The sequence below is a fragment of the Streptomyces sp. NPDC001843 genome (assembly GCF_042891955.1).
Taxonomy (GTDB): Bacteria; Actinomycetota; Actinomycetes; order Streptomycetales; family Streptomycetaceae; genus Streptomyces.
Genome location: NZ_JBIATQ010000011.1, coordinates 220,704 through 244,345 on the forward strand (window position 1 = coordinate 220,704; position 23,642 = coordinate 244,345).

The following is a 23,642-nucleotide window of genomic DNA, read 5'->3' on the forward strand; positions in this document are numbered from 1 at the left end:
GGACGTCAGGGATCCGTAAGGGTTGCGGACGTCAGAGATTCGTAAGGCCACCAAGTCCCTTATGTTCCTTTTGGGTTCGTAGGGTGAGTGGGGTGATCGAGACATCCCCCTCTTCTCCCGCCCGGGTCGACGTGGTGCTGCCGTGCCTGGACGAGGCTCAGGCCCTGCCCTGGGTACTGGACCGGATTCCGCAGGGCTGGCGCGCGATCGTGGTCGACAACGGCTCCACCGACGGCTCGGCGGACATCGCCCGAGAGCTGGGCGCCCACGTGGTGCACGAGCCGCGCCGCGGGTTCGGCGCGGCCTGCCACGCGGGCCTGACCGCCGCCACGGCCGACGTCGTCTGCTTCTGCGACTGCGACGCCTCCCTGGACCCCGCCCTGCTGCCCGGCCTTGCCGCGCCCGTCCTCGACGGCTCCGCCGACCTCGTGCTGGGCCGGAGGCGGCCCACCACTCCTGCAGCCTGGCCGGCGCACGCCAGGCTGGCCAACCTGGAGCTGGCCCGCCTGATCCGCAGGCGCACCGGCCTGCGCCTGCGGGACCTCGGCCCGATGCGAGCCGCCCGCCGTGAGGGACTGCTCGCCCTCGACCTGACCGACCGGCGCTGCGGCTACCCGCTGCAGATGGTGGTCAGCGCGGCCGACGCCGGCTGGCGCGTGCAGGAGACGGACGTGCCCTACCACCCGCGCACCGGCCGCTCGAAGGTCACCGGCACCTGGCGAGGCACCTGGCAGGCGGTACGCGACATGCGCGCCGTGCTCGATGAGCAGCCGATCCGCACGGCCGCGGTCGCGAGCTCCCAGGGAGGCGGACGATGAACGCCCCGACGTGGGCGGCGCTGCTGGTGATCGCCAAGGAACCCGTGCCCGGCCGGGTCAAGACCCGGCTCACCCCGCCGTACACGCCTCGGGAGGCGGCCGCCCTGGCCGAGGCGGCTCTCGCCGACACCCTGTACACCGTGCTCCGGACGCCCGCACGCCGCCGAGTACTCGTCCTCGACGGTGCCCCCGGCTCCTGGCTGCCGTCCGGCTTCCAGGTCGTACCCCAGGCCCACGGAGGCCTGGACGAGCGGATCGCGGCCGCCTTCGCCCACTGCGACGACGGTCCGGTGCTCCTGGTGGGCATGGACACCCCGCAGCTGACCCCGGACCTCCTCGCCGAGCCCGCCCGGGACGATGCCGACGCCTGGTTCGGCCCGGCCGCCGACGGCGGCTTCTGGGCGCTGGGCCTCACCGACCCGGCAGGGGCCGGGGACCTGGTCCGCGGCGTGCCGATGTCGACGGACCGCACGGGCCTGATCCAGCGGCGCCGCCTCACCGACGCAGGACTGCTCGTGCACGACCTCCCGGAACTGCGTGACGTGGACACCGCTTCCGACGCAGCCGCGGTCGCCGCCTGCTGTCCGCCCGGCTCCCGCTTCGCCGCCACCGTGGCCTCGTCCACGGAGGTCGCGCGATGAGTGGGACGGCAACCGGTACCGGCTCCGCCGTGACCGAGGCCGTGATGCCGAACGCGGCACCGCTCCGGTCGCAGACCCGGGCGATACGCACCACCCGGGTTTCCGCGCCTACGCGTTCTTCCGACCGGATCCGTCCCGCGGAACCGGGCGAGGCGTGGACCGACGACCCCTACGCCCACGCGGTACGCACCGGCCGGGGCCCGCTGTTTCTGCGCCGTCTGCTGCCGGACACCGCGGAGGAGCCGAGGATGCTGCCACTGGACGTCGAGCGCTGGTGTGCCCCTCCGGACGCCGGTGACAAGAGCGTGCTGCGCCGCTGCACGGGCCCGGTCCTGGATGTCGGCTGCGGACCGGGGCGCCTGGTGTCCGCTCTGGCCGCGCTCGGGGTACCGGCGTTGGGCGTGGACCTCAGTCCGGCCGCCGTCGCCCGTACCCGCCGCCAGGGCGCTGCCGCCGTACGCAGGTCCGCGTACGACCGCTTGCCGGGCGAGGGCCGTTGGAGCACCGCCCTGCTGATGGACGGCAACGTGGGCATCGGCGGTGACCCGGTCGCCCTGCTCGGCCGCATGCACGAACTGGTCGCCCCCGGCGGCTGCCTGCTGGCCGAAGCCGCACCGCAGGACGTGGACGACCGGTTCACCGCACGCGTCGAGGACGCCCGGGGCAGATACGGCCGGCCCTTCCCCTGGGCTCGCCTGGGCCCGACGGCGCTGCTGCACGCGGCGGACGCGACCGGCTGGATCCTGACGGGCCGATGGACGGTCGGCGCACGCCCCTTCGTGGAACTCCGCCGCCCGAAGCCGGAGCACGACGACACGGGCCGCACGGCCGCACGAAGGGTGGCGACGGATGAGCGGTGCTGACCACCCCGTGCCGTGAGCAGCCTCGCTGCAGCCGCGCCGCCAGGTGCGTGCGGCGACGTGCGAGGCTGCGGGCGCAGCCGTTGCTGCCCGACGTGACGTCGTCGAGCGCCGACGTGTGGCTGTACGCCTAAGGAGAGTGTCGACGCCGCTGGAGTCCGTGATCGTCGAGGTTCAGCACCGTCCGGTACGAGGCGGCGCCGTGAGCAGCTTCGGCATCGAGAAGCTGAGGGGCGTCGCCCCGGTCGACTTCGTCGCGGACCTCGCCACGCTGAGACCCTCGCAGCAGGCGCGCGCGATCGACGTCGGTGGCCATTCCGGCGGTCCGTCGACGCCTTCCACGCTTTCCCGAGCAGCCGTCACCGGGGTCGGCGCCGATCGTGGGCCTGACCGGCTGATGATCGGCAGGAGGCAAGGGGCACGGTCTGGAACACCGTTTCCCTGCTGCCGGCAGCCTGGCCCCGTCCCCGGCGCCGGCCGAGCGGATAAGCCTTCCTGATGTGCCTGCGGTAGAAGTAGGCACACTCTGTGGATAAAAATTGCTATGGCGACAGTAGATATTCCGCCGTCGCAGGGTTAGTGTTGGCTTCGTACCCAGAAGTCGAAGTGGGCACAGCAGGCACGAACTGCTGTGCAGGTAGACCAGAAGGACACCGCTCCAGTGGGGCTGTGAGCAGCACCCGCGGTATCCGCGTGATCGAAAGGTAAGGAGCAGAACGCCATCAGGATCGCCCGGGCGAGGAAGCGGTCCGCCCGGGTATCGCAAGGCCCCGGATTGGAAGGTGGTCCCCGGTCACGCATTCGCGATCCCCGCAACCCCGCCCTCACGGGCGGCAGCTGCGGAAAGAGAAGACCGGCGCAGCGCGCCGGTAGATGGTGTTGAAAGCTCGGGGCCCGGGTGCCGTACTGGCACCCGGGCCCCCCGACGCGTCCCCGAAAGAAGAGGTCTGTGCCGCCTGCCGGTTCCCGTCCCGTCGATCCTCTCGACGATGACGACTACCCCGCCTACACCATGGGCCGGGCCGCCGAGATGCTCGGCACCACCCCCGCCTTCCTCCGCGCCCTCGATGAACACCGCCTGATCACCCCGCTGCGCTCCGACGGCGGCCATCGCCGCTACTCCCGGTACCAGCTGCGCATCGCCGCCCGCGCTCGCGAACTCGTCGACCAGGGCACCGCCATAGAGGCCGCCTGTCGCATCGTCATCCTCGAAGGCCAGCTCGAAGAGGCGCAGCGCATCAACGAGCAACTGCGCGCTGAGGGTGTCAAGCCTCAGCCGAAGACATCAGCCTGATCAGAACGCCCGAACCCGAGGCAACCGATGCACTGCCGGCGGATGAGCCCGCTGAGGGACCGCACCGCCGTTCCGCAGCTCGCGCGGGCTCAACGCGTCAACCGGACTCGACGGAAGAGACAACCACGAGCGGGCGGGACGCATGTACGGGGTGCCGAGGGGCGAACCCGCGGTAGAAGGAGCGGCAACCATAGGAGGTTGCCCGGGGGCGGGGCTCTGGGACCGAAGTAGATCCTGGCCTCCGTTGAGGCGGCACCGCCCGGGGAGTCCGTCGCGGACGGTGCCGCGGCCGCAACGGGGACCGCGCTGCCGGGCCGTGGCTCAGGCGTCGATGATGACGGGGATGATCAGGGGCTTGCGCCGGTGGGTGCGGAACGCCCAGTTCGCCACGGCGCGGGCGAGGAGTTGTTCGAGTTGGCGCGCGTCCCCGACGCCTTCCTCGGCTGCGGTGGCCAGGGTCTTCTCGATGACGGGGATGACCGGCTCGAAGGTGGCGTCGTCGTGGACGAAGCCCCGGGCCAGGAAGTCCGGGGCCTCGGCGAGGGCGCCGGTGTCCGCGTCGACGATCGCCACCACCGTGACCACGCCTTCGGCGGCGAGGGTGAGGCGGTCCTTGAGGGACGCTTCGGTGGCACCGCCGACTTCCATGCCGTCCACGTAGACGTTGCCGGCGGCGACCTTGCCGGTGATGGACGCGCGTCCGTCGACCAGGTCGACGACGACGCCGTCCTCGGCGATGACGACCCGGTCGGGGTCGACACCGGTGCGGATGGCGAGGTCGGCGTTGGCCCGCAGGTGGCGCCATTCGCCGTGCACGGGCATGACGTTGCGGGGTTTGACGATGTTGTAGCAGTAGACGAGTTCGCCGGCACTGGCGTGCCCGGAGACATGCACCTTGGCGTTGCCCTTGTGAACCACGTGGGCGCCCCACCGGGTGAGTCCGTTGATCACCCGGTAGATGGCGTTCTCGTTGCCGGGGATGAGGGAGCTGGCGAGCAGGACGGTGTCGCCCTTGCCGATGCGGATCACATGGTCGCGGTTGGCCATCCGTGACAGCGCGGCCATCGGTTCGCCCTGGGAGCCGGTGCACACCAGAGTGATCTTGTGGTCCGGGAGCTTCTCCAGTTCCTTCGTGCTCACCACCAGACCGGAGGGGACCTTCAGGTAGCCCAGGTCACGGGCGATGCCCATGTTGCGGACCATCGACCGGCCGACGAAGGCGACCTTGCGGCCATGCTGGTGGGCGGCGTCCAGGACCTGCTGGATGCGGTGCACGTGACTGGCGAAGCTGGAGACGATGACCCGGCGCGGCGCGGTGCGCATCACCTGCTCGATCGCCGGGTTCAGCTCTCGCTCGGAGGTGGTGAAGCCAGGGACTTCGGCGTTGGTGGAGTCGGTGAGGAACAGGTCCACGCCCTCCTCGCCGAGGCGGGCGAAGGCGCGCAGATCGGTGATGCGGTCGTCCAGAGGGAACTGGTCCATCTTGAAGTCGCCGGTGTGCAGCACCATCCCGGCCCGGGTGCGGATCGCTACCGCGAGGCTGTCCGGGATGGAGTGGTTGACGGCCACGAACTCGCAGTCGAAGGGCCCGAAGCCACGCCGGTCGCCCTCCCGCACCCGCACCGTGCGCGGCCGGATGCCGTGTTCCTTGAGCTTGGCCTCCAGGAACGCCAGCGTCAGCTTGGAGCCGACGACGGGAATGTCGGACCGCTCGCGCAGCAGGTAGGGCACGCCGCCGATGTGGTCCTCGTGGCCGTGGGTGAGCACCACGGCCACGATGTCGTCCAGCCGGTCCCGGATCGAGGTGAAATCCGGCAGGATCACGTCCACGCCGGGCTGGGTCTCCTCGGGGAACAGCACGCCGCAGTCGACGATGAGCAGCTTGCCCGCGTGCTCGAAGACGGTCATGTTGCGGCCGATCTCACCAAGGCCGCCCAGGGCGATGACCCGCAGCCCTCCTTCGGGAAGGGGCGGTGCGGCTTTCAGCTCGGGGTGCGGATGACTCATACCCCGACGGTACCCGGAGAGCGGGACAGGTGATCCGTTGCGTGTGTGATCCAACGAGCGCTCGATACGTCCCCGCCCGCCGAGGCGGGTCAGCGCGCCGCTGTGAACATGCTTTGATCAAGTCGGAGGTGCTGCATCGGCGATCCTTGGAGCTGCTGCCGGCTTCACTGAACGTGCCGCTCAGCCTCATGTACGGCATGAATGGCCGGCTTCTCCCGCATGGCAGGACAGGCGGCGTCGGCCGCAGATGGTGCGGTCTGGTCGCTGCGCGGTGTGGTGCGAACGCCTGGCGGGCGGGTGAGTGCCGGTACTCGACCGGTAGGCGTGACAACCCGGAAGCGGCTGGGCCATCGCCCTGGGACAGCACCGGCCGGCTGCCGACGGCGGTCGCAGGTCGGAGTGCGCTGAGGCTGGAAAGAGTTTTCTTGCCCGGTGACGCATCCGGTTCCTCGGCATTCAAGAATAGACAGTGAGGGTTCGGGCGAATATGCCCGTTCGAGCGCCCGCTGACACGGGGGACACGGGAGGTGGCGCGCTCCCGGGCCCCCTGCGCGGCGGTGTACGGGGGCCCGGTCCGAAGCCGCTCCCGTCGCCTGCCTCGAGTATCCCTCCCGGCCCGTGTCCGGTGCGGGATGGCCGACTTCCTGGGCAACTGTTGCCTCGTCGAGGCGACAGCCGCCCTGCGGGTGGCGAGGCGCTCGTTTCCCGCAGTGTGCATGACCTGCAGACGCCGGGGTAGGCGCGCGGTCGTCGGCCCGTGACAGGCCGGCAGCGTGCAGCGATAGGGGAGGGAAGCATCATGACAACAGTGACTGCGGCGAAAACGGACACGAACGTAAGTGGTCTGCCGGAGGTCGCCGACCCCTCCCAGGTGGCGCCGAAAGACGCCCGGCAGCTGACGCGCCTGTTCTTCGACCAGCTCGCGGTCCTCGAGGAGGGCACCCCCGAGTACCAGTACGCGCGGAACACGCTGATCGAGATGAACATGTCCCTCGTCCGATTCGCGGCCGGCCGCTTCCGCAGCCGCGGCCCGGAGGAGATGGAGGACATCGTCCAGGTCGGCATGATCGGCCTGATCAAGGCCATCGACCGGTTCGAGCTGACCCGCGAGGTGGAGTTCACCTCCTTCGCCATCCCGTACATCGTCGGCGAGATCAAGCGGTTCTTCCGCGACACCACCTGGGCCGTGCACGTGCCGCGCCGCCTGCAGGAGGCGCGCGTCCAGCTGGCCCGCGCCACCGAAGAGCTCCGCAGCCGTCTGGGGCGCACACCGACGGTGAAGGAACTGTCCGAGCTGATGAGCCTGCCGGAGGACGAGGTACGCGAGGCCCGCCTGGCTTCCAACGGCTACAACTCCTCCTCCCTGGACGCCACGATCAACGGCAGCGAGGACGGCGAAAGCGCCCTGCAGGACTTCATCGGCACTGACGACCGGGCTCTGGAGCTCGTGGAGGACTTCCACTCCCTCGCCCCGATGATCGCCGCCCTTGATGAACGCGACCGGCAGATCATTCACATGCGGTTCGTGGAGGAACTCACCCAGGCACAGATCGGCGAACGCCTGGGTGTCTCCCAGATGCACGTCTCCCGTCTGCTTTCGCGCTGCCTCGCCCGGCTGCGGGAAGGCATGCTCACCACCCGCTGACCGTCACACTCGTCTGAGCCCCGCCGTGCGGCAACAGCACACGAGCCCGCAATCCCGACCGGCCGGAATGGCCATCCGCCCCCGCCACACCTCGGCCATGGGGCTGCGTGCCCGGCCCACGGCTCGTCAACGCATGATCATCCGACGGCGTACCTGCTCCTCAGATGCTGAGGGCGTGGCGGAGGGTTTCCCGGCAGTCGATGACAGTGTCGATGCCGACGATCTGCAGGGTGCGCAGCACGGTTTCGGTGGGTGCGGCCAGGCGCAGCCAGCCGCCGGCTTCGGTCAGCCGGCGGTGGGCGGAGATGAGGATGTTGATGCCGCTGGAGTCCATGAAGGTGACCTGCCCCATGTCGATCACAATGCGCGGCTGGGCGCCGTCGGGGATGTCGAGGGCCTCACGCAGTGTGTCGCCGGTGTGATGGTCGATCTCCCCGGCGGGGGTGACGACACAGATGCCGTCGGTGGCGGTGGACAAGACCGACAGCCCACCGGACTGCGCGGCTGTTTCCGTGTCCGTCGTTTCTCCCTCTGCCATGTGGGTGATACTGGCACACTGGACCTTCGCCCGGAGTGCTGCCCCGCATGAGGCGGGTGATGCCTTTTTGCGATGGAGCCGGCAGAGGGGCGTCACCTGCGCGTGCGCGGGTACGCACGGGGGTGTGAACGGGGAGCGAAGGCGACGGTGATGAACCCAGTGCCCGCAGGGGAAGACGGCCCCGCGCCGCAGGAGTGCGCGCTGCGGACCACGGTGGCGCTGGACGGGGACGGCACCGACATCGCCCAGGCCCGCCACCTGTCCGTCGACTTCCTCACCCGCGTCCGGGCCGAGCACGGTGTGCCGGTCTCGGCCCGTGCGACGGACCTGACCCAGTTGGTGGTGAGCGAGCTGGTCACCAACGCCCTCAAGTACGCGCCCGGCCCGGTGCTGATGGAGCTGCGCATCGACGGCGATGCCGTGGAGGTCCAGGTGTGGGATTGCGATCCGGTGCTGCCGGTGGCCCGGGCCGCCGATGCCGGGCGGGTGGGGCAGCACGGTCTGGAGATCGTGATGGCAGTCGCCCAGGGATTCGAAGCCCGCCGGGAACCGCTCGGCAAACGCATCACCGCCCGCATCGCTCTCCTGGACGCCCCGGCCAATTCCGCTGCCGGGCACCGAGCCTGAAAGACGATCGGCCACTCGGTCGGGTCAGTGGTGGTCCGCGCGCGCCGGCCGTGTGGCGGGCGAGGGCAGCGTGCTGCTCCCCGAAGACAGTTCGATGGCTCAGCCGACCGGTGCCCGCAGATCTGCTGTGTCCTGTCGCCGCGGCAACATCGGCGCGGTCTCGCGCATCGTCCAGATGACCGGCAGCGCGACGAGGGCGACGGCGGCGGTGAGCGCGCCGGGCGCCAGGTTCCAGCCGGTGGCCTGGATCAGTTGCTGGGCGGTGTAGGGGGCGAGTCCGCCGAAGACCGCGGTGGCGGTGGCGTTGCCGAGGGCCAGTCTGGTCATGCGGTCGCGCGGTGCGAACAGTTCGGGGCTGGCCGAGGCGGCGACCGCGCTGTAGGCGCCGGCGATCGCCGCGAGTACGCAGGCGCCGGTCAGGGCGAGGGCGGTGCCGTGGTGGTGCATGAGCGCGAACATTGCGACCGACAGCACCAGCGAGGTCACGCACAGGCCGCGCAGCAGCCCGCGTCGCCGCCACTGGTCGGAGAGGTGACCGGCCAGCGGGCTGACCGCGATGACGACGACGGAGGCGCCGGTGGACAGCCACAGGGAGCTGCGTTCGCTGAATCCGGCGTCCTCGGTGAGGAAGGTGGTCACGTAGGTGACGCCGCCGTAGTACGTGATCGAGCCGACCGCGGAGATGAGGAAGGCCCGGCTGATGGGTTTCCAGCCGGTGTGCAGGAGGCGGCCGAGAGCGGTCACCTCGACGGTGCCGTCGTGGTCCCCGGTCTTGGCGCGCTGTTCGAAGTCAGGGGACTCCTCCATCGAGTGCCGGGCCAGCAGTGTCGCGGTGGCGAGCAGCGCGCCGAGGACGTAGGGAAGACGCCATGCCCAACGGTCCATCGCCGGGGCGGAGACGAGGCTGGTGGTCACCGCCGCGGCGCCGACCGCGATGCTTGTGCCCAACATCCCGCCGCGGACGCCGATGTCTGTCGGGGTGACCTTGTGCAGGGCGGCCACCAGCGCGGACGTGTCGAGGTCGAGGAGCTTGTCCGGGCTGTCCGCGACACCGAGTTCGGTGACGAACCGGTGCGCGAGTTCCTCGACCCACCAGACCGGCTGGATACGCGAGGGGCCTCCGGAGAAACCGGCCAGGCGCCGGTACAGGCCGTTGGCGGCGGGGGCACCGAGCAGCCCGAAGGCGGAAAAGGCGCCGGCGCTGTGGCCGTAGACGGTGACGTTGTCGGGGTCGCCGCCGAAGTAGGCGATATTCTGCTTGATCCAGGTCAGCGCGGCGATAACGTCCTGCAGACAGAGGTTGCTGGCCTCGGTGAGAGCGCCGCCGTACTGCGACAGCGAGACCGCGCCCAGGGCGCCGAGCCGGTAGTTGACCGACACGCCCACCGCACGCCCCGACGCGGCGAGACCGGAGGCGTTCGAGGTGATCTGTGTGTTCGCGCCGTACTCGAATCAGCCGCCGTGGATGTACACGGCCACCGGCAGTGCCTCGCCGGCCGGCCGCTCGGGGGCCCACACGTTCAGGTTGAGGCAGTCCTCGCCCATCCCGCTGTCCGCCTCCAGCCAGTCACCCCTGTCGGGCGAGGCGACAAATCGTCCGGCGGACAGCGGTCACCTGGTGGTCACCAGGTGACACCCGAACTCGCCGCCAGGACGCATCAACTACCGTTTTCCGTACGGGGTTCCTCGCTCTGACGGGTCGGACACCGAATGGCGGACGGTCAGCGGCAACAGACGGCGCTGGACTGACGGCACAGGTCGACGTGCGGACGTCCCACGAGAAGGGCGGCGGCAGCTGTCATGGCTGAAAGTATGCGTGCTCCGCACTCTCGGTTCGAAGCAGGCTCTGGGCCTGGCCACATCACACGCCGTCCACGTCACCTGTGATCCCATGACCGGTTCCCGTCCATCCGGACCTCGAAGCCGGAGCCGGCCGGTCGCTGAATCGACACGTGAGGTGCTGTCTGACACGCCGTCAGATAGGCAGGCCGAGTCGAACATGTGGAGCTCGGTTTCCTGCATCCAGGCCACCACTGTCGATCCCTTCCCGGCCCAGGCTCGGGGCGCGCGATGTCCTCCAAGTCCTGATCGGCGGGCCGCCGGGGGAGGGGAGGGGAGGACGGGCAGGTCCGATGGTGGCCGAACTCGCGTCGGCGAGCTGATGGCTCCTCATGAATGGGCAAAAGTCAGTAATCTGACGTCCGGTCGGTCGAAGCAGCATGTCTGAGATGGACCAGGCTGCGCCGACTTGCTTGTCCTGACGACGGAAACGGGAGGCAACGTGGTCGCGTCTGGTCAGACAGCTTCGAAGGCTGAGGGGTGCGGGGCCACTCCGAGGAGACCGACCGCAGGGGAAGCGACCCCCGTTGACAGCAGGCAATCAAGCCACGCCTCGTATCTCGGTCTTGAGGTTTCGGCCGAGAAGACCAGGCTTCAGATCCCGCAAGACATCTCCCTGGAGGCATGGTGCCGCCTCGGCGGAAGGATCCTCGCGGTGTGCGACTCGTCGGCCTGGTGGATCGGTGATTGGTTGGTGTTCGGGCAGAACCAGTATGGTGACCGATACCGCCGGGCGATGGAGAAGACCAAGCTCGACTACCAAACGCTGCGAAATTATGCCTGGGTGGCGAGAAAATTCGAGCCGTCCCGCCGGCGAGACAGCCTCACGTTCCAACATCACATGGAAGTAGCATCTCTCTCGGAAGCCGAACAGGATCACTGGCTCGACTTCGCAGTCCGACTGAACTGGTCGAGGAACCAGCTGCGCAAACAGATCCGGGCCAGTATATCGGGCGAAGAAGATGATCTCCGGCGCCAGGTTCAGCTCAGCCTTCAATTGGACGAGTTACGTCTCGAACGGTGGAGAGAGGCGGCGCGGGGGAGCAATCTGACTCTGACGGACTGGATCTTGCTCGTCGTCGACGAGGCGATTTGATGGGACGGCCGAGGAACCGCCGGAAGCGGTGGACCGGCGGAAGTGGTGGGCTTTGCGGAAGTGGTGGGCCCTTCGGTGGTCACGCCTCACCAGTCGAGGGGCGAATTCCTCGAATCCGGCCTTCCGTTCACCACGCGGCACACCCCTCTCGGTGAGCACTCGCGCAACACCGGTGCGCGAAGAACTCGAGTTGCACGGCGCCGATGAACTTCAGGGCGCCGATGTCCGTGACTTAGAATCGGCGAACGGGGACGGTCGGCGATGGTCTCGCCGTCGACCACCCACAGGCCGCGCCGGGTAGAGCCGACGATCCGCACACCGTGCGCATGCGCATACGTCAGGCATGGCCGTGATCGATCCGGACGCGGACCGAATCGAGCAAATCGGGTAGTCGTTGAAATGAGCGATGAACGTGCTTTGATGCTGCTGAGCCTGGTCAAGATCTGCGTCTGGCCAGATCATTATGTCCTGCGGGGGTCATGTGAGTAACAGCGGTGATGAGGAGATGGCGGCGATTTCACCTGAAGCAATCGGAAAAGGGGAACGGGTTCCGATCGGTTCGTTATTGCCGCCGTCTGAACTACTGCGGTCCGACGAAAGTGCCGAACACGTTCGTGCACTGGTCGAAACGGAGGAGGTCCTGCCGCCGATCGTCGTACACCGTGAGACACGGCGGGTCATCGATGGGATGCACAGACTGCGGGCAGCTCATTTCCGTGGCGACGAATGGATCGAGGCCGTTTTCGTCGATGGTTCCTCAGCCGATGTGTTTGTCCTCGCGGTTGAGTTGAACCGTGCGCACGGCCTGCCGTTGACGATGGCTGAGCGCAAATCTGCCGCCGCGCGGATCATGGATCTGCACCCGCACTGGTCCGACCGCAAGATCGCACGGACCACTGGATTGGCGGCCAGCACTGTCGCGTCTTTGAGATCGCCATCCATCGCCGGCACGCTCGAGCGTAGAATCGGGCAGGATGGCCGGACTCGACCCAAGGACGGCACGGAAGGACGCCGGCGTGCGAGTGATCTGCTGGCCCAGAACCCGAACGTGTCGGTTCGCGAACTGGCCAAAGCAGCGCGGATCTCGGTGGGCACCGCCAGCAAAGTGCGCGCCAGATTGCGGCGAGGCGAGCCGGCAATGACCGCCCTGCAGCAGGCAGCCATGAAACCACGCCCGGTCGCGGTGACGCAGCGCACCAGTCCGGACTACAGCCGCGTGCTGCAGAGCCTGCGCAACAACCCATCACTGCGGTTCACCGACGTCGGCCGACGCTTGCTCCGCTTGCTCGGCGGCGCCGCCCCGGGCAGCGTCGAGCAGATCGCCCAGATCGCGGACAGCGTGCCGGAACACTGTCGTGTCATGGTGATCGACATGGCCCGCGAGTGCGCCGCCGCATGGCAACATCTGGCCGACCAGCTCGCGGGCCGAGACACCGCCTGATGGAGAAACGCGGTCTGATCCGGTGGCTGCGGGACGTTCAACTGCTCGAACCATACGGTTGAACACCACCACACAATGAAGACGACGGAGAGACGGCTCGGTCCCCGAGACGCTCTCGTGAGGTACGTGAACGTGCCGTGGCGGTGGTGTTCGAGAAGGCAGATGAGTATTCTCCGCAACGCCCTTTTCGAGGTTGCGGCAGTCCGATACGCCTGCCTGCCGGACCGACATGATATCTATGGAGGCGCATGTAATGGCGACGAACCCGTTCGAGGACGAGAACGGCGTCTACCTGGTCCTGGTCAATGATGAGGGGCAGCATTCTCTGTGGCCTTCGTTCGCTGCTCTTCCCAAGGGGTGGACCGTCATTCTCGATGAGGCGTCGCGGCAAGAGTGCCTCGATTACGTCAATCAGCATTGGACAGACATGCGACCGTTGAGCCTGCAGCCGGCGATGGGTGACGAGTAGGCACCGCTCGTGCAAGAGTCGAACTGCGACCGCCGGTCGTGCTCGGCCGGGCCTCCGGACAGGGACGCGAAGCATTCGATGCATGCCTTCCCAGCGCTTGGAGTGTCGTCGAGATAGATATCGGTAAGCTATCTCGGAAGTCACCTGTTCGTGCAGCAATTCCTTTCGGCTGTCTGGGGATTATGTTCCGATGGCATGGAGGCTTGACGGTGGTACACCCATGCTGACATTCAACAGGGGGCGGTTTGTTCTCCAAGGGTCTGAACAAGGCTTCTGATCGGTCGGCGACAACCAGGACGGCATCGGCCACGCTGGCCGAACTGTGGGAGCGGACGGTACGCAGTCGGCCGAGCAGTCCGGCGATTGTCTCGGACAGCGAGATCCTGTCCTACGACGAGGTCAACGCCAGGGCGAACCAGCTGGCCCGACTGCTGCTCAGCGAGGGGGTGGGCCCGGGCCGTGTGGTGGCACTGGCGCTGCCCCGATCCAGTCGAATGGTGATCAGCGTGCTCGCCGTGGCCAAGGCCGGGGCGGCGTTCCTGCCGGTGGACGTCAACCACCCGCAGCAGCGGATTTCCTACGTGCTCGCTGATGCCGAGCCCGCATTGCTGTGCACCATCGGTACCGCTCTCCCGAAGCTGCCTGCTGACATCGGGGTGCCGCAGCTTGTGCTGGACTCGCAAAAGCAGACCGCCACGCTCGACGCACTGCCCGAGACCGACGTGACTGAGGACGAACGTGGTGGCCCACTCGCCGCGACAAACCTGGCGTACGTGATCTACACCTCGGGCTCGACTGGTCGACCGAAAGGTGTCGCTCTGACCGGTGCCGGGTTGCCCGCCTTGGCCGCGGCCAAGGTCGCCACGATGCAGGTCACCGAGGACAGCCGGGTGCTCCAGTTCGCCTCGCCGAGCTTTGACGCCTATTTGACCGAGCTGCTGGCCGCTTTCACCTCCGGTGCCACTTTGGTGGTACCGCGATCGGACACACTGGCCGGTGACCCGCTGGAAAAGGCCCTGCAGGAGGGCCAGGTCAGCCACGCGGTGCTGCCGCCTGCCGCAGTCGCGACCATGTCCCCGGACGCGGCGCCGGACCTACGCGTGCTGGTGGTGGCCGGCGAGGCGTGCCCGGCCGGACTGGTGGACCAGTGGGCACCAGGCCGCCTCTTGGTCAACGCCTACGGTCCGACCGAGTGCACCGTGTGCGCGACCATGACCGGCCCGCTGACCCCGACGGACGAGGTCACTATCGGCCGGCCGATTCCGGGCGTGTCCGTGCACATCCTCGACGCCGCACTACTACCGGTCGCGGTCGGAGAAATCGGCGAGTTGTACCTCAGCGGTGCCGGGCTCGCGCGAGGCTACCTCAACCGCCCTGATTTGACCGCGCAGGCGTTCGTGGCCAATCCCTTCGCCGCCGACGGCGAACGGATGTACCGCACCGGTGATCTGGCCTCCATGCGGGCCGACGGCGACATCCTGTTCCACGGCCGGAGGGACGACCAGGTCGAACTGCGCGGATTCCGCATCGAGCTCGGAGAGGTGGAGTCCGTGCTCAGCCAACATCCGGATGTGGGGCAGGCGGTGGCCGTGCTGCGGGCCGGGGAAGACGAGGGGCCGCAACTGCTGGCCTATGTGGTGCCGACGCACGGCACCACGCCCGCAGCGGACGAACTGCGTGAGCACGCCGGCCGCTTCCTGCCCGACTACATGGTGCCGTCGATCTACGCGACCGTCGACGCCATTCCTCTGACTCCCAGCGGAAAGACAGACCGAGCCACGCTGCCGCCGATCAAGACCACCCGGCCCGCCGGTCAGGAACCGCGCACTTCTGCCGAGAAGATCCTCTTCGATATCTTCCGGGACCTGTTCGGCTCCGGCGAAATCGACGTGCGCAGTAACTTCTTCGAACTGGGCGGGAACAGCATCCAGGCTGTCGACCTCATTCAGCGAGCGCAGGAAGCCGGCCTGGTGCTCTTGCCGAGGTCCGTGATCGACCATCCGACCATCGAGCAGTTGGCCGCGATAGCGACCCTCGAGGAGTGAGAGATGAGCACCCGTCCCACGGTGTCCCCCGACGAGCTCGAGGAGATCGACCTGGCCTCGCCCATTCTGCACGCCGAGTACGAGCTCGATGAGGTCTTCCGCCACCTGCGGGCCAATCGGCCGATGTACTGGCAGCAGCCACGGGGTGAGCAGCCCGGCTTCTGGGTGATCAGCCGGTATGACGACGTGAACGAGGTGTACAAGGACAAGGCGCACTTCACCACGGAGAACGGTAACGCGCTGGCCACCCTGCTCACCGGCGGTGACTCGGCCTCGGGTGCCATGCTCGCGGTCACCGACGGTGTGCGCCACCACCAGGTGCGCAACGTGTTGTCCAAGGGCTTTTCACCGCAGATGCTCGACCTGATCGCCAACTCGCTGCGGGAAACCGTTGACGGGCTGCTGCTGGCAGCGCTGGATCGAGGCGAATGCGATGCCGCGCGGGACCTCTCGGCGAAAGTGCCGCTGGGAGCCATCTGCGACCTGTTGGCAATTCCCCAGGCCGACCGGGAATACTTGCTCGGCTTGACCGCGCACGCGTGGAGCACGGACTACGCGGACGAACCTCCCGCGGAGAGTTGGGTCGCCAAGAACGAGATCCTCCTGTATTTCAGCAAACTGCTCAAGGAGCGTCGTGGTGGTGACCGGGACGACATGGTCAGCCTGTTGGCGAATTGCCGGATCGACGGCGATCCGCTCAATGCAGCCGAGCAGATATCCAACTGCTACGGGCTGATGATCGGCGGCGACGAGACCGGCAGACACGCCATCACCGGCACGGTCCTCGCGCTGATCGAGAATCCCGACCAGTGGCGAGCCCTGAAGAATGGCGATGTCGATCTGAAGACGGCGACCGAAGAGGCACTGCGGTGGACCGTGCCGTCGCTGCACGGTGGTCGGAAGGCAACCGGAGACGTTGTGATCAACGGCCAGCAGATCAGGGCCGGCGATGTGGTCAGCGTGTGGATCTCCTCAGCCAACCGGGACGAGACCGTCTTCGACGCGCCGGACGAGTTCAAGCTCGCCCGCACCCCGAACAAGCACTTCACCTTCGCCTACGGCTCGCACTACTGCCTCGGCCACTACCTCGGCCGGATGGAGGTCTACGCCGTGCTCGACGGGTTACGCCGGCTGGTGGGCGGCTTGGAGCAGATCGGCGAAGAGCGGTGGATCTACTCCAGCATCTTGCACGGCATGAGCTCACTGCCGATCGAGATCACGGCCTGAAGCCCCCGGGGGGACGTGCACCTGATGAGCACTGTCTACGCGGCCGACGCATTCGAGGAGGGGCGAGGCGCCGAGTTCTGCTCAGATCGCCCGGCAGCCTGCCCTTGCGTACATCGAGGGGAATCGGTCGGCGCGCCGACCGCGGAGCGCGACCCGACGACCGGGCCCGCCGCATCAGCGGTGGCTTGCGAGCCGGTCGCGATGGTCACCGGAGCCGGCCGGGGCATCGGCGCGGCCACGGCCGAGCGCCTTGCCTCGGAGGGCATGACGGTGATCGTCGTGGACCGCGTGGAACAGGACACCACAGCCACCGTCTCGGCCATCCGCGCGGCCGGCGGACGGGCCAGCGGGCTCGGCTGCGACGTCACCGTAGCTCACGCGGTGACGGCCACCGTCGCCTCGGCCGTCGAGGAGTTCGGTCACCTCGACGTGCTGGTGAACTGCGCCGGGGTCACCCAGGACCGGCTGCTGCTCACCATGAGCGACCAGGAGTGGGACAGGGTCCTGGACGTCAACCTCGGCGGCACCATGCGATGTTCGTTCGCGGTCGGCAGGCACATGCGCCGGCAGGGGCACGGCCGGATCATCAACTTCAGCTCTGTTGCCGCGCGCGGCAACGCCGGTCAGACCAACTATGCGACCGCGAAGGGCGCGATTGCCGGATTCACCCGCACGCTCGCGGCCGAATTCGGTCCTCACGGGGTGACGGTCAACTCGATCGCACCGGGCTTCGTGGCCACGCCGATGGTGGACGAGCTGACCGAACGGCTCGGTGTGGATCGGGACACCGTCCTGCTGGAGGCGGCGATGTCCTCGGCCGTGGGCCGGATCGGGACGCCTGAGGAAATCGCCGCGGTGGTGGCATTCGTCACCCGGCCGGAATCGGGCTACCTCACCGGAGAGACCATCCACGTCGAAGGCGGTCGGCGATGACAGGAGTCGCGGTCGTGGCCGGCGGCAGCGAGCACACGGGGCTCGCGGTCGCGCTCAGGCTGGCGGCGCGGGGCTTCGACGTCGCCCTGCTGGACACCGAGTTCACGGCGGCCGACAAAACCGTCAGGCGGATCGAGGAGTCCGGCAGGCGGTGCGTCACGGTGGAGGCCGAGTTGACCGACGCCAGGTCGGTCGGTGCCGCTTTCGGTCAGGTGCGCTCCACGCTGAGCAGCCCCGCCGTGCTGGTCACCTGCGTCGAACCGGGTCCGGTGCCGGACGGGTTGCCAGAGGACGAACTCGCGGACGAAGAGCGCTATGGCGTGGTACGACGGGCGCTGCGCTCGGCCTTTGTATGTTCCCAGGCCGGGGCCGGCCAACTCCTGCGCCACCGGCGGGGACGGATCATCATCGTCACCGAGCCGGTCGACGTGGGCGAAAACGCCTGGCGCACCTCCCAGCCGGTGCTGGCCGGGTTGATCGGCTTCACCCGGTCCGCGGCGCTGGAGCTGACGAGGTCCGGTATCACCGTGAACCTCATCGCGCCGGCCCACAGCGCGGTCGACAGCCGGGCCCCGGCGCACCAACCGGCGGTCAACGACAGCACGGGCTCCTACGCGGAGGGGGTCGCGCACGTGACGGAGTTCCTGGTCGACGAGCAGGCTGTCGGAATCACCGGACAGGAGATCTACCTCGCCGCTGCCCAAGCGGGAGTACCTCTACTTCGCGAAAGGTAGTCACTGGTGGCGAACAGGGACCACGGACCGGAGCACTACGTCACCCGCATCCTCGATGAGGCGGCCCGGAACGGCGCGCGACCGGTTGTCCGGTGGCGGGACACGGTCATCACCGGCACGGAGCTCCACCGATCGGTACGGCGGGTGGCGACGGCACTGCGCGAGGCAGGTGTGGCACGCGACCACGCGGTGGCCATCCTTACCCAGGTGAACAGCCCATGGATGCTGATCGTCCGCTATGCCGCACACCTGCTGGGCGCATCGGTCGTGTACATAACCGGCGCCAACCACGGCACCGTGACCCACGACCTGCCGGTCACCACCCGGGTCCGAATGATGCGTGAAGCAGGCGCATCTGTACTGGTTTTCGACGAGCGTAACGCTCAGCTCGCCGAGACCATCCGCGAGACGGTTCCGGACAAGCTCGTGCTGTGCGGCCTCGGTCATCCGGCGTCCGGCACGGTGACCGCCGACGGCCGGCCGGTCGAGGACGTGGCGGTGGAATTCCCGGCCGAAACACCCGAGCTGGCAATGGTGCTCTACACCAGCGGCACCACCGGCCAGCCCAAGGGCGTGTGCAAACCGTTCGGGTCGTGGAACGCGACCGTGGTCGGCCTGGCCGGGCAGCCCCGGCCGCGGCAGACCTATCTGGCGATGACCGCCGTGAGCCACACAGTAGGTATGGTCGTCGACATAGCGCTGGCCGCCGGCGGCGGCGTGCTGCTGCGTGAGAGGTTCGACCCCGCCGACTTCCTGCGAGATGTCGTGACGCACAAGGTCACCGACACATTCATGGGTGTGCCGCAGTTGTACGCGATCCTCAACCATCCCGATGTTCGCACCACGGACCTGTCTTCGCTGCAACACCTGGTGTATGTCGGCTGTCCCGCATCGCCGGAACGCCTGCGGGAGGCGGCCACTGTGTTTCCCGGTGTGCTGTGCCAGTCCTACGGTTCCACCGAGACCGGCCGGATCGCGATGCTCCGTGAGGACGACCACGACCATCCTGAACTGCTGGCCACCGTGGGCCGGCCGATGCCGGGGATCACCATCGCGATCCGCGACCCGGAAACAGGACGAGACCTGCCGGTCAACCAGATCGGCGAGGTGGTGGTGCGCAGCCCGAACAATATGGCCGGCTACATCGGCGATCCCGAGGGCACCGCGCGGGTGGTCCGGGACGGCTGGGTGCATACCGGAGACATGGGCTCCGTCGACGAACGCGGGTACGTGCGGCTGTTCGGCCGGATGCACGAGATGGTCAAAGTGCAGGACACGCGAGTCAGTCCGACCGAGGTGGAGAAGGTGCTCGTCGGCTGTCCCGGCGTGGTGGATGCGTGCGTGTACGGCCACCGCGGGCCGGACCTGATCGAGGAGCTGCACGCCGCTGTCGTGCTCAGTAACGAGGACGGCCCGAGTTTCGCCGCTCTGCGCGACCACGTCGCGCAGGCCATGACCCCGACGCACGCTCCGGTCCGGTTCGTGCGCTGGCGGCAGTTCCCGATCAACAACACCGGGAAGACGGATCGGCTGCGGATCCGCGAGGTCAGCGCCGAGGCTCGCGGTGAGGGCCCGGACGTGCTGGTGGACAGGTGAGGTGAGTCATTCGATGAGAGTGCTGTTCACGAGCCTGCCCGGTATCGGCCACCTGTTTCCCATGGTGCCGCTCGCCTGGGCGCTACAGGCGGCCGGGCACACCGTGCTGGTCGCCACCGACCGTGAGTTTCTCCCAGTGGTGACCGGAGCCGGACTGCCTGCCGCGGCCGTACGGGACCCTGTTGACCCGGTCGAGCTGTTCAAACCGGTCGGCCTCTCCGGCCTCTCCGGCCTGTCCGGCCTCTCCGGCGGTCCGGTGAGCCCGGCTGAGAGGACCGGCCACCGGTGCGCCCAGATCGGTGTCCGAGCGCTGCCCGCCGTCCGTGCACTCGTCGACGCGTGGCACCCGGACCTGGTGGTTGCCGAACCCATGGAGCTGGCCGGGCCGGCCGCGGCGACGATCGCCGGCGTGCCCTGGGTGCGGCATTCCTACGGCCTGATCCCGCCGGAGCGACTGCTGGGCGCCGCGGGCGCGGCCCTGGACGCAGAACTGGCGGTACTCGGGCTGCCCCCGTTGGCAGAGCCGGCCAGGACGATCGACGTGTGCCCCGACAGTCTCCAGCCTTCGGCTGCGGTGGCGACCACGCCCATGGGGTACGTGCCCTACAACGGCCCCGCCGTCGTGCCCGACTGGCTACTGGCCGGGCCGCCGCCACGGCCCCGGGTATGCCTGACCCTGGGCACGTCCCTGCCCCGGCGCGATCCGCGGGTCGCACCGCTGTGGCGGCTGCTGCTGGACGAACTGGTGGCGCTGGGCCAGGAGGTGGTCATCGCCATCGACGACAGCCACCGGTCGCTGTTGGGTCACTTGCCGGGCGGCGTGCGGGCCGCGAGGATCCCACTGTGCGACTTGCTGCCGACCTGCACCGCGATCGTGCACCACGGTGGCTCCGGGAGCACCATGGCGGCGGCGGCGTTCGGCGTGCCGCAACTGGTCGTCCCGCACTTCGCCGACCACTTCGCCAATGCGGAGCGGATCACCGCGGTCGGCGCGGGCACGAGCCTGCCGCACGACACCGATGACCTGGCGCGGATCACAGCAGCCTGCGCGCTGCTCACCGAAGACGGCCCGCACCGGGCGATCTCAGCGCAACTCGCCGAAGAGAACGCGAGCCGACCGAAACCGACAGAGGTGGCCCAGGACCTGATGGCCCTGGTCCGCGAGCACACCCCGAATGTCCTGCGACCGCAGCACGCGTCGCAGAGTTGACTCTTCTCCTCGGCATCACAAGCGACGGGAACTACGCGACATGGTCACTGGACACACCGAGCCCGAGCACGTCCTTACTCGCCTGGAAACGCTGCTGAACAACGTCTGGGATCAGCGGCCGGCGGGTGTGGCGGTGTCTGCCACCGCCCCGCTGGCGAGCCTCGGGGTGGACTCGCTCACGCTTGCGCTGCTGCTCGAGAACGTGGGCAGGGAATTCCACATCGACTGGACGGCCGGCACCCGTCTGGGCGGAGCCATCTCGCTACGTTCCATCGCGGATCTTGTCCTGCGACGGGACGGCGGCGCCGCCGCTGCCGAGGCATAGGGCGCGGCACATGCGGACAGCGGGTACGTACATGGCCGGGATCGGAGTCTTCCGGCCCAAGACGGAAAGCGTCGATGCCGCAGTCCGGCAGGGGCTCGTCTCGAAGGAGTCCGCTGACGCCTCCGGGATCACTGGCGTGTCCGTCGCCGGTGACGTCTCTCCTGCCGAAATCGCGTTGATCGCCGCGCACCAGGCCCTCAACAGCAGTGGACTGAGCGCCGATGACATCGGACTGCTGCTCCACACCGGGGTTTGGCACCAGGGACCCGACGGATGGGGACCGCAGTACTATCTCCAGCGGCACCTGCTCGGTGACGATCTGCTCGCTGTGGAACTCAGGCATGGCTGCAACGGGACTTTCAGCGCGCTGGAGTTGGCCGTCCCCTACGTGAAATGCGCAGCTCATGCCGCCGGGGTGCTGATCACCGCCAGTGACAACTTCGGCACCCCGCTGATCGACCGATGGAACCCCGGCGAAGGGCTGGCCTACCTGGGTGACGGCGCGGGCGCGGTGGTGCTGGGTTCTTCCCCGGGGTTCGCGGAGCTGTTGTCCATATGCACCACCACCTTTTCCGGGATGGAGGAGGTCCACCGGGCAGGCGAGCCGCTCTTCCCGCCCGGCGCCACCACCGGTACCTTCCTGGACTACGGTGCCAGAGCCGCACGATTCCAGCAGAGGGCGACCGATGACGGCACTTGGGTACAGTTCCTCCTAGGCCACCAGAAGCACAGTGTGGAGTGCGTGGGCCAGGCGCTCCACGAGGCCGGTGTTGACGCCCGCGACATCAAGACCGTCGTGATCCACAGCATGCCGCGTCAGGCGGCCGCCTCCTACTTGAAGATCCTCGGTTTCTCGCTGGAACGCTCGACCTGGGAGTTCAGCCGCACAACCGGCCACCTCGGGGCCGGCGACCATCTCGCCGCCCTGCACCACCTGTTGTCGACGGGCGAGGTCGGCCCCGGCGACAACCTGCTGCTGTGCGGTTCCTCGCCTGGTGTCACGTACAAGGCGGCCGTCATCCGAATCCTCGACACCGCCGCCTTTCGGAACCAGGAGGCTCGGCCCGATGGACTTTGACCTCAGCCCACAGCAGCAACAGCGCGTCGACCACATTCGCGCAGGCGCCGGCAAGCTGCCGGCCACGGAACCCGACGGCACCGCCGGCAGGGACAGTTGGCTGGCCGCGGCCGAACTCGGCATGACCGGCCTGTGCCTGCCCACGGAACACGGCGGCGGCGGGCTCGGTGCTCTGGACACGGCGCTGTGCCTCGAAGCGTTCTGCGCCGGTGGCGCGGACACCGGCCTCGCCTTCGGGATCGCGGCACACCTGCTTGCCTGCGGTACCGTCCTGGCCGATCACGCGGGCGAACCGGTGCGGGCCGAGCTGCTGCAGGGAATGGCCTCGGGAACCGTGATCGCGGCGAACGCGATGACGGAGGACGATGCGGGATCGGACCTGAGCAGACTCACCACGACAGCCGTGGCGGACAGTGACAGCTACGTCCTGAACGGAAAGAAGTCCTTCGTCAGCAACGCCCCGCTGGCCGACGTCTTCATCACCTACGCGGCCACCGCACCGAGCGCCGGTTACCTGGGGATGTCGGCGTTCGCGGTGCCGCGAACCCTGCTCGGCCTGCGGGTCGATTCCCTGCTGGCCAAGATGGGGTTGAACGGCTGTGCCGCCGCTCAGGTCGAGTTCACTGACTGCAGGGTTCCCGGCCGCTGTCTGCTGGGCTCCGAGAACCAGGGGAACAGCGTCTTCCAACGCTCCATGACCTGGGAACGCGCCTGTCTGCCCGCGATCTACCTGGGTGCGATGGAGGTCCAACTGGCCCAGTGCGTGGACCATGCCAAGAGCCGCAAGCAGTTCGGCCGCAGCATCGGGAACTTCCAGGCGATCTCCCACCGGCTCGCCACCATGAAACTGAGGCTGGAGACCAGCCGCCTGCTTCTGTACCGCGCGTGCTGGTACCTCGACCAAGGCCGGCCGGCCGTGGAGGCGGCCGCATTGGCCAAGACGGCAGTCGCCGAGGCCGCCGTGGCCAACGCGCTGGACGCGGTACAGGTGTTCGGCGCGCGAGGGTATCTGGCAGCAGACGGAATCGGCCAGCAGCTGCAGAACGCCGTACCGCTGAACATCTTCTCGGGGACGACGGAGATTCAACGGGAGGTTGTCGCAAAGAGCATGGGGTTATGAGCGGTCGGTCGAAAACAGGTTCAGCAAATGACCCCTGACGGCAGAACCAGAGCCTTTCGTGCCGTCAGACGTTCCACATGACCAACCAACCTTTCCTAC

Annotated in this window: 22 protein-coding genes and 1 pseudogene; 18 read left to right on the plus strand and 5 right to left on the minus strand. The window is 68.2% G+C overall.

Going from position 1 to position 23,642, the window contains the following annotated elements; all coding sequences use genetic code 11:
• Positions 1 to 92 precede the first annotated feature (92 nt).
• The 4 genes from ACFYZQ_RS27175 to ACFYZQ_RS27190 all read left to right on the plus strand — a co-directional run bounded on the left by ACFYZQ_RS27175 (position 93) and on the right by ACFYZQ_RS27190 (position 3,613).
• Positions 93 to 818, plus strand: coding sequence for a glycosyltransferase family 2 protein (locus tag ACFYZQ_RS27175; RefSeq protein WP_389152802.1), 726 nt, complete (start codon positions 93 to 95; stop codon positions 816 to 818).
• Entirely contained in the window at positions 815 to 1,459 is a 645-nt protein-coding gene (locus ACFYZQ_RS27180; RefSeq protein ID WP_389152805.1) for a DUF2064 domain-containing protein, read from the plus strand. Before ACFYZQ_RS27175 ends, ACFYZQ_RS27180 begins: the two co-directional genes overlap by 4 nt.
• A complete protein-coding gene (locus ACFYZQ_RS27185) occupies positions 1,456 to 2,322 on the plus strand; it encodes a class I SAM-dependent DNA methyltransferase (RefSeq protein WP_389152807.1) in 867 nt (288 codons plus the stop codon). The genes ACFYZQ_RS27180 and ACFYZQ_RS27185 overlap by 4 nt, the downstream gene beginning before the upstream one ends.
• 946 nt (positions 2,323 to 3,268) lie before the next feature.
• Positions 3,269 to 3,613 (plus strand): MerR family transcriptional regulator, encoded by a 345-nt coding sequence (locus ACFYZQ_RS27190; RefSeq protein ID WP_389152810.1) that lies wholly within the window; start codon positions 3,269 to 3,271, stop codon positions 3,611 to 3,613.
• A 321-nt stretch (positions 3,614 to 3,934) separates the two neighbouring features.
• Here ACFYZQ_RS27190 and ACFYZQ_RS27195 read toward each other — a convergent pair whose 3' ends face one another.
• Complete coding sequence (locus tag ACFYZQ_RS27195) at positions 3,935 to 5,620, minus strand: ribonuclease J (RefSeq protein WP_389152813.1); 1,686 nt, start codon at positions 5,618 to 5,620, stop codon at positions 3,935 to 3,937.
• 799 nt (positions 5,621 to 6,419) lie between these two features.
• On the opposite strand from ACFYZQ_RS27195, the gene ACFYZQ_RS27200 reads away from it, so the two are divergent.
• Positions 6,420 to 7,265, plus strand: a complete 846-nt coding sequence (locus tag ACFYZQ_RS27200; protein WP_389152816.1) for an RNA polymerase sigma factor SigF — start codon at positions 6,420 to 6,422, stop codon at positions 7,263 to 7,265.
• 160 nt (positions 7,266 to 7,425) lie between these two features.
• Here the strand turns inward: ACFYZQ_RS27200 and ACFYZQ_RS27205 are convergent, their stop codons facing one another.
• A complete protein-coding gene (locus tag ACFYZQ_RS27205) occupies positions 7,426 to 7,803 on the minus strand; it encodes an STAS domain-containing protein (RefSeq protein WP_389152819.1) in 378 nt (125 codons plus the stop codon).
• A gap of 150 nt (positions 7,804 to 7,953) precedes the next feature.
• Here ACFYZQ_RS27205 and ACFYZQ_RS27210 point away from each other — a divergent pair, with 150 nt between their 5' ends.
• Positions 7,954 to 8,430 (plus strand): ATP-binding protein, encoded by a 477-nt coding sequence (locus ACFYZQ_RS27210; protein ID WP_389152822.1) that lies wholly within the window; start codon positions 7,954 to 7,956, stop codon positions 8,428 to 8,430.
• 99 nt (positions 8,431 to 8,529) lie between these two features.
• Here the strand turns inward: ACFYZQ_RS27210 and ACFYZQ_RS27215 are convergent, their stop codons facing one another.
• From ACFYZQ_RS27215 to ACFYZQ_RS27225, 3 genes and pseudogenes are all read right to left on the minus strand, one after another.
• Entirely contained in the window at positions 8,530 to 9,381 is an 852-nt protein-coding gene (locus ACFYZQ_RS27215; protein ID WP_389153095.1) for an MFS transporter, read from the minus strand.
• A 111-nt stretch (positions 9,382 to 9,492) separates the two neighbouring features.
• Positions 9,493 to 9,975, minus strand: a pseudogene (locus tag ACFYZQ_RS27220) (carboxylesterase family protein); the annotation flags it as partial.
• 176 nt (positions 9,976 to 10,151) lie between these two features.
• Positions 10,152 to 10,292, minus strand: a complete 141-nt coding sequence (locus tag ACFYZQ_RS27225) for a putative leader peptide (RefSeq protein WP_389153098.1) — start codon at positions 10,290 to 10,292, stop codon at positions 10,152 to 10,154.
• A 419-nt stretch (positions 10,293 to 10,711) separates the two neighbouring features.
• Here ACFYZQ_RS27225 and ACFYZQ_RS27230 point away from each other — a divergent pair, with 419 nt between their 5' ends.
• The 12 genes from ACFYZQ_RS27230 (at position 10,712) to ACFYZQ_RS27285 (ending at position 23,543) form a co-directional block, all read left to right on the plus strand.
• The gene (locus ACFYZQ_RS27230; RefSeq protein WP_389153101.1) at positions 10,712 to 11,365 is read left to right on the plus strand and encodes an LmbU family transcriptional regulator; all 654 of its coding nucleotides are present in this window, start codon (positions 10,712 to 10,714) and stop codon (positions 11,363 to 11,365) included.
• A 481-nt stretch (positions 11,366 to 11,846) separates the two neighbouring features.
• Positions 11,847 to 12,806, plus strand: coding sequence for a ParB N-terminal domain-containing protein (locus ACFYZQ_RS27235; protein WP_389152825.1), 960 nt, complete (start codon positions 11,847 to 11,849; stop codon positions 12,804 to 12,806).
• 253 nt (positions 12,807 to 13,059) lie between these two features.
• Complete coding sequence (locus ACFYZQ_RS27240; RefSeq protein ID WP_389152828.1) at positions 13,060 to 13,275, plus strand: MbtH family protein; 216 nt, start codon at positions 13,060 to 13,062, stop codon at positions 13,273 to 13,275.
• A gap of 245 nt (positions 13,276 to 13,520) precedes the next feature.
• Positions 13,521 to 15,320, plus strand: a complete 1,800-nt coding sequence (locus tag ACFYZQ_RS27245; RefSeq protein ID WP_389152831.1) for an amino acid adenylation domain-containing protein — start codon at positions 13,521 to 13,523, stop codon at positions 15,318 to 15,320.
• A 3-nt stretch (positions 15,321 to 15,323) separates the two neighbouring features.
• Positions 15,324 to 16,547 carry a cytochrome P450 gene (locus ACFYZQ_RS27250; protein WP_389152834.1) on the plus strand — a complete coding sequence of 408 codons (1,224 nt, stop codon included), beginning with the start codon at positions 15,324 to 15,326 and terminating at the stop codon, positions 16,545 to 16,547.
• A gap of 201 nt (positions 16,548 to 16,748) precedes the next feature.
• The gene (fabG, locus tag ACFYZQ_RS27255) at positions 16,749 to 17,480 is read left to right on the plus strand and encodes a 3-oxoacyl-ACP reductase FabG (protein ID WP_389153103.1); all 732 of its coding nucleotides are present in this window, start codon (positions 16,749 to 16,751) and stop codon (positions 17,478 to 17,480) included.
• Positions 17,477 to 18,214 (plus strand): SDR family NAD(P)-dependent oxidoreductase, encoded by a 738-nt coding sequence (locus tag ACFYZQ_RS27260; RefSeq protein WP_389152837.1) that lies wholly within the window; start codon positions 17,477 to 17,479, stop codon positions 18,212 to 18,214. Before fabG ends, ACFYZQ_RS27260 begins: the two co-directional genes overlap by 4 nt.
• Before the next feature lie 6 nt (positions 18,215 to 18,220).
• Positions 18,221 to 19,810: a class I adenylate-forming enzyme family protein gene (locus ACFYZQ_RS27265; RefSeq protein ID WP_389152839.1), complete on the plus strand. Its 1,590-nt coding sequence runs from the start codon at positions 18,221 to 18,223 to the stop codon at positions 19,808 to 19,810.
• A gap of 13 nt (positions 19,811 to 19,823) precedes the next feature.
• Positions 19,824 to 21,020, plus strand: a complete 1,197-nt coding sequence (locus ACFYZQ_RS27270) for a nucleotide disphospho-sugar-binding domain-containing protein (protein WP_389152842.1) — start codon at positions 19,824 to 19,826, stop codon at positions 21,018 to 21,020.
• Positions 21,021 to 21,060: 40 nt separating this feature from the next.
• Positions 21,061 to 21,345, plus strand: coding sequence for a phosphopantetheine-binding protein (locus ACFYZQ_RS27275; protein ID WP_389152845.1), 285 nt, complete (start codon positions 21,061 to 21,063; stop codon positions 21,343 to 21,345).
• A 31-nt stretch (positions 21,346 to 21,376) separates the two neighbouring features.
• Entirely contained in the window at positions 21,377 to 22,423 is a 1,047-nt protein-coding gene (locus ACFYZQ_RS27280) for a ketoacyl-ACP synthase III family protein (protein ID WP_389152848.1), read from the plus strand.
• Positions 22,413 to 23,543 (plus strand): acyl-CoA dehydrogenase family protein, encoded by a 1,131-nt coding sequence (locus ACFYZQ_RS27285; RefSeq protein ID WP_389152851.1) that lies wholly within the window; start codon positions 22,413 to 22,415, stop codon positions 23,541 to 23,543. Before ACFYZQ_RS27280 ends, ACFYZQ_RS27285 begins: the two co-directional genes overlap by 11 nt.
• Positions 23,544 to 23,642: the final 99 nt, after the last annotated feature.

What these genes read in the sequence shown, in the direction of transcription:
- ACFYZQ_RS27250 (WP_389152834.1), top strand. Translation starts at nt 15,324, where the DNA reads ATGAGCACCCGTCCCACGGTGTCCCCCGACGAGCTCGAGGAGATCGAC.
- ACFYZQ_RS27270 (WP_389152842.1), top strand. Translation starts at nt 19,824, where the DNA reads ATGAGAGTGCTGTTCACGAGCCTGCCCGGTATCGGCCACCTGTTTCCC.
- ACFYZQ_RS27225 (WP_389153098.1), bottom strand. Translation starts at nt 10,292, where the DNA reads ATGTGGCCAGGCCCAGAGCCTGCTTCGAACCGAGAGTGCGGAGCACGC.
- ACFYZQ_RS27200 (WP_389152816.1), top strand. Translation starts at nt 6,420, where the DNA reads ATGACAACAGTGACTGCGGCGAAAACGGACACGAACGTAAGTGGTCTG.
- ACFYZQ_RS27275 (WP_389152845.1), top strand. Translation starts at nt 21,061, where the DNA reads ATGGTCACTGGACACACCGAGCCCGAGCACGTCCTTACTCGCCTGGAA.
- ACFYZQ_RS27210 (WP_389152822.1), top strand. Translation starts at nt 7,954, where the DNA reads ATGAACCCAGTGCCCGCAGGGGAAGACGGCCCCGCGCCGCAGGAGTGC.
- ACFYZQ_RS27180 (WP_389152805.1), top strand. Translation starts at nt 815, where the DNA reads ATGAACGCCCCGACGTGGGCGGCGCTGCTGGTGATCGCCAAGGAACCC.
- ACFYZQ_RS27215 (WP_389153095.1), bottom strand. Translation starts at nt 9,381, where the DNA reads ATGTTGGGCACAAGCATCGCGGTCGGCGCCGCGGCGGTGACCACCAGC.
- ACFYZQ_RS27205 (WP_389152819.1), bottom strand. Translation starts at nt 7,803, where the DNA reads ATGGCAGAGGGAGAAACGACGGACACGGAAACAGCCGCGCAGTCCGGT.
- ACFYZQ_RS27240 (WP_389152828.1), top strand. Translation starts at nt 13,060, where the DNA reads ATGGCGACGAACCCGTTCGAGGACGAGAACGGCGTCTACCTGGTCCTG.
- ACFYZQ_RS27280 (WP_389152848.1), top strand. Translation starts at nt 21,377, where the DNA reads ATGGCCGGGATCGGAGTCTTCCGGCCCAAGACGGAAAGCGTCGATGCC.
- ACFYZQ_RS27195 (WP_389152813.1), bottom strand. Translation starts at nt 5,620, where the DNA reads ATGAGTCATCCGCACCCCGAGCTGAAAGCCGCACCGCCCCTTCCCGAA.
- ACFYZQ_RS27185 (WP_389152807.1), top strand. Translation starts at nt 1,456, where the DNA reads ATGAGTGGGACGGCAACCGGTACCGGCTCCGCCGTGACCGAGGCCGTG.
- ACFYZQ_RS27285 (WP_389152851.1), top strand. Translation starts at nt 22,413, where the DNA reads ATGGACTTTGACCTCAGCCCACAGCAGCAACAGCGCGTCGACCACATT.
- ACFYZQ_RS27260 (WP_389152837.1), top strand. Translation starts at nt 17,477, where the DNA reads ATGACAGGAGTCGCGGTCGTGGCCGGCGGCAGCGAGCACACGGGGCTC.
- fabG (WP_389153103.1), top strand. Translation starts at nt 16,749, where the DNA reads ATGGTCACCGGAGCCGGCCGGGGCATCGGCGCGGCCACGGCCGAGCGC.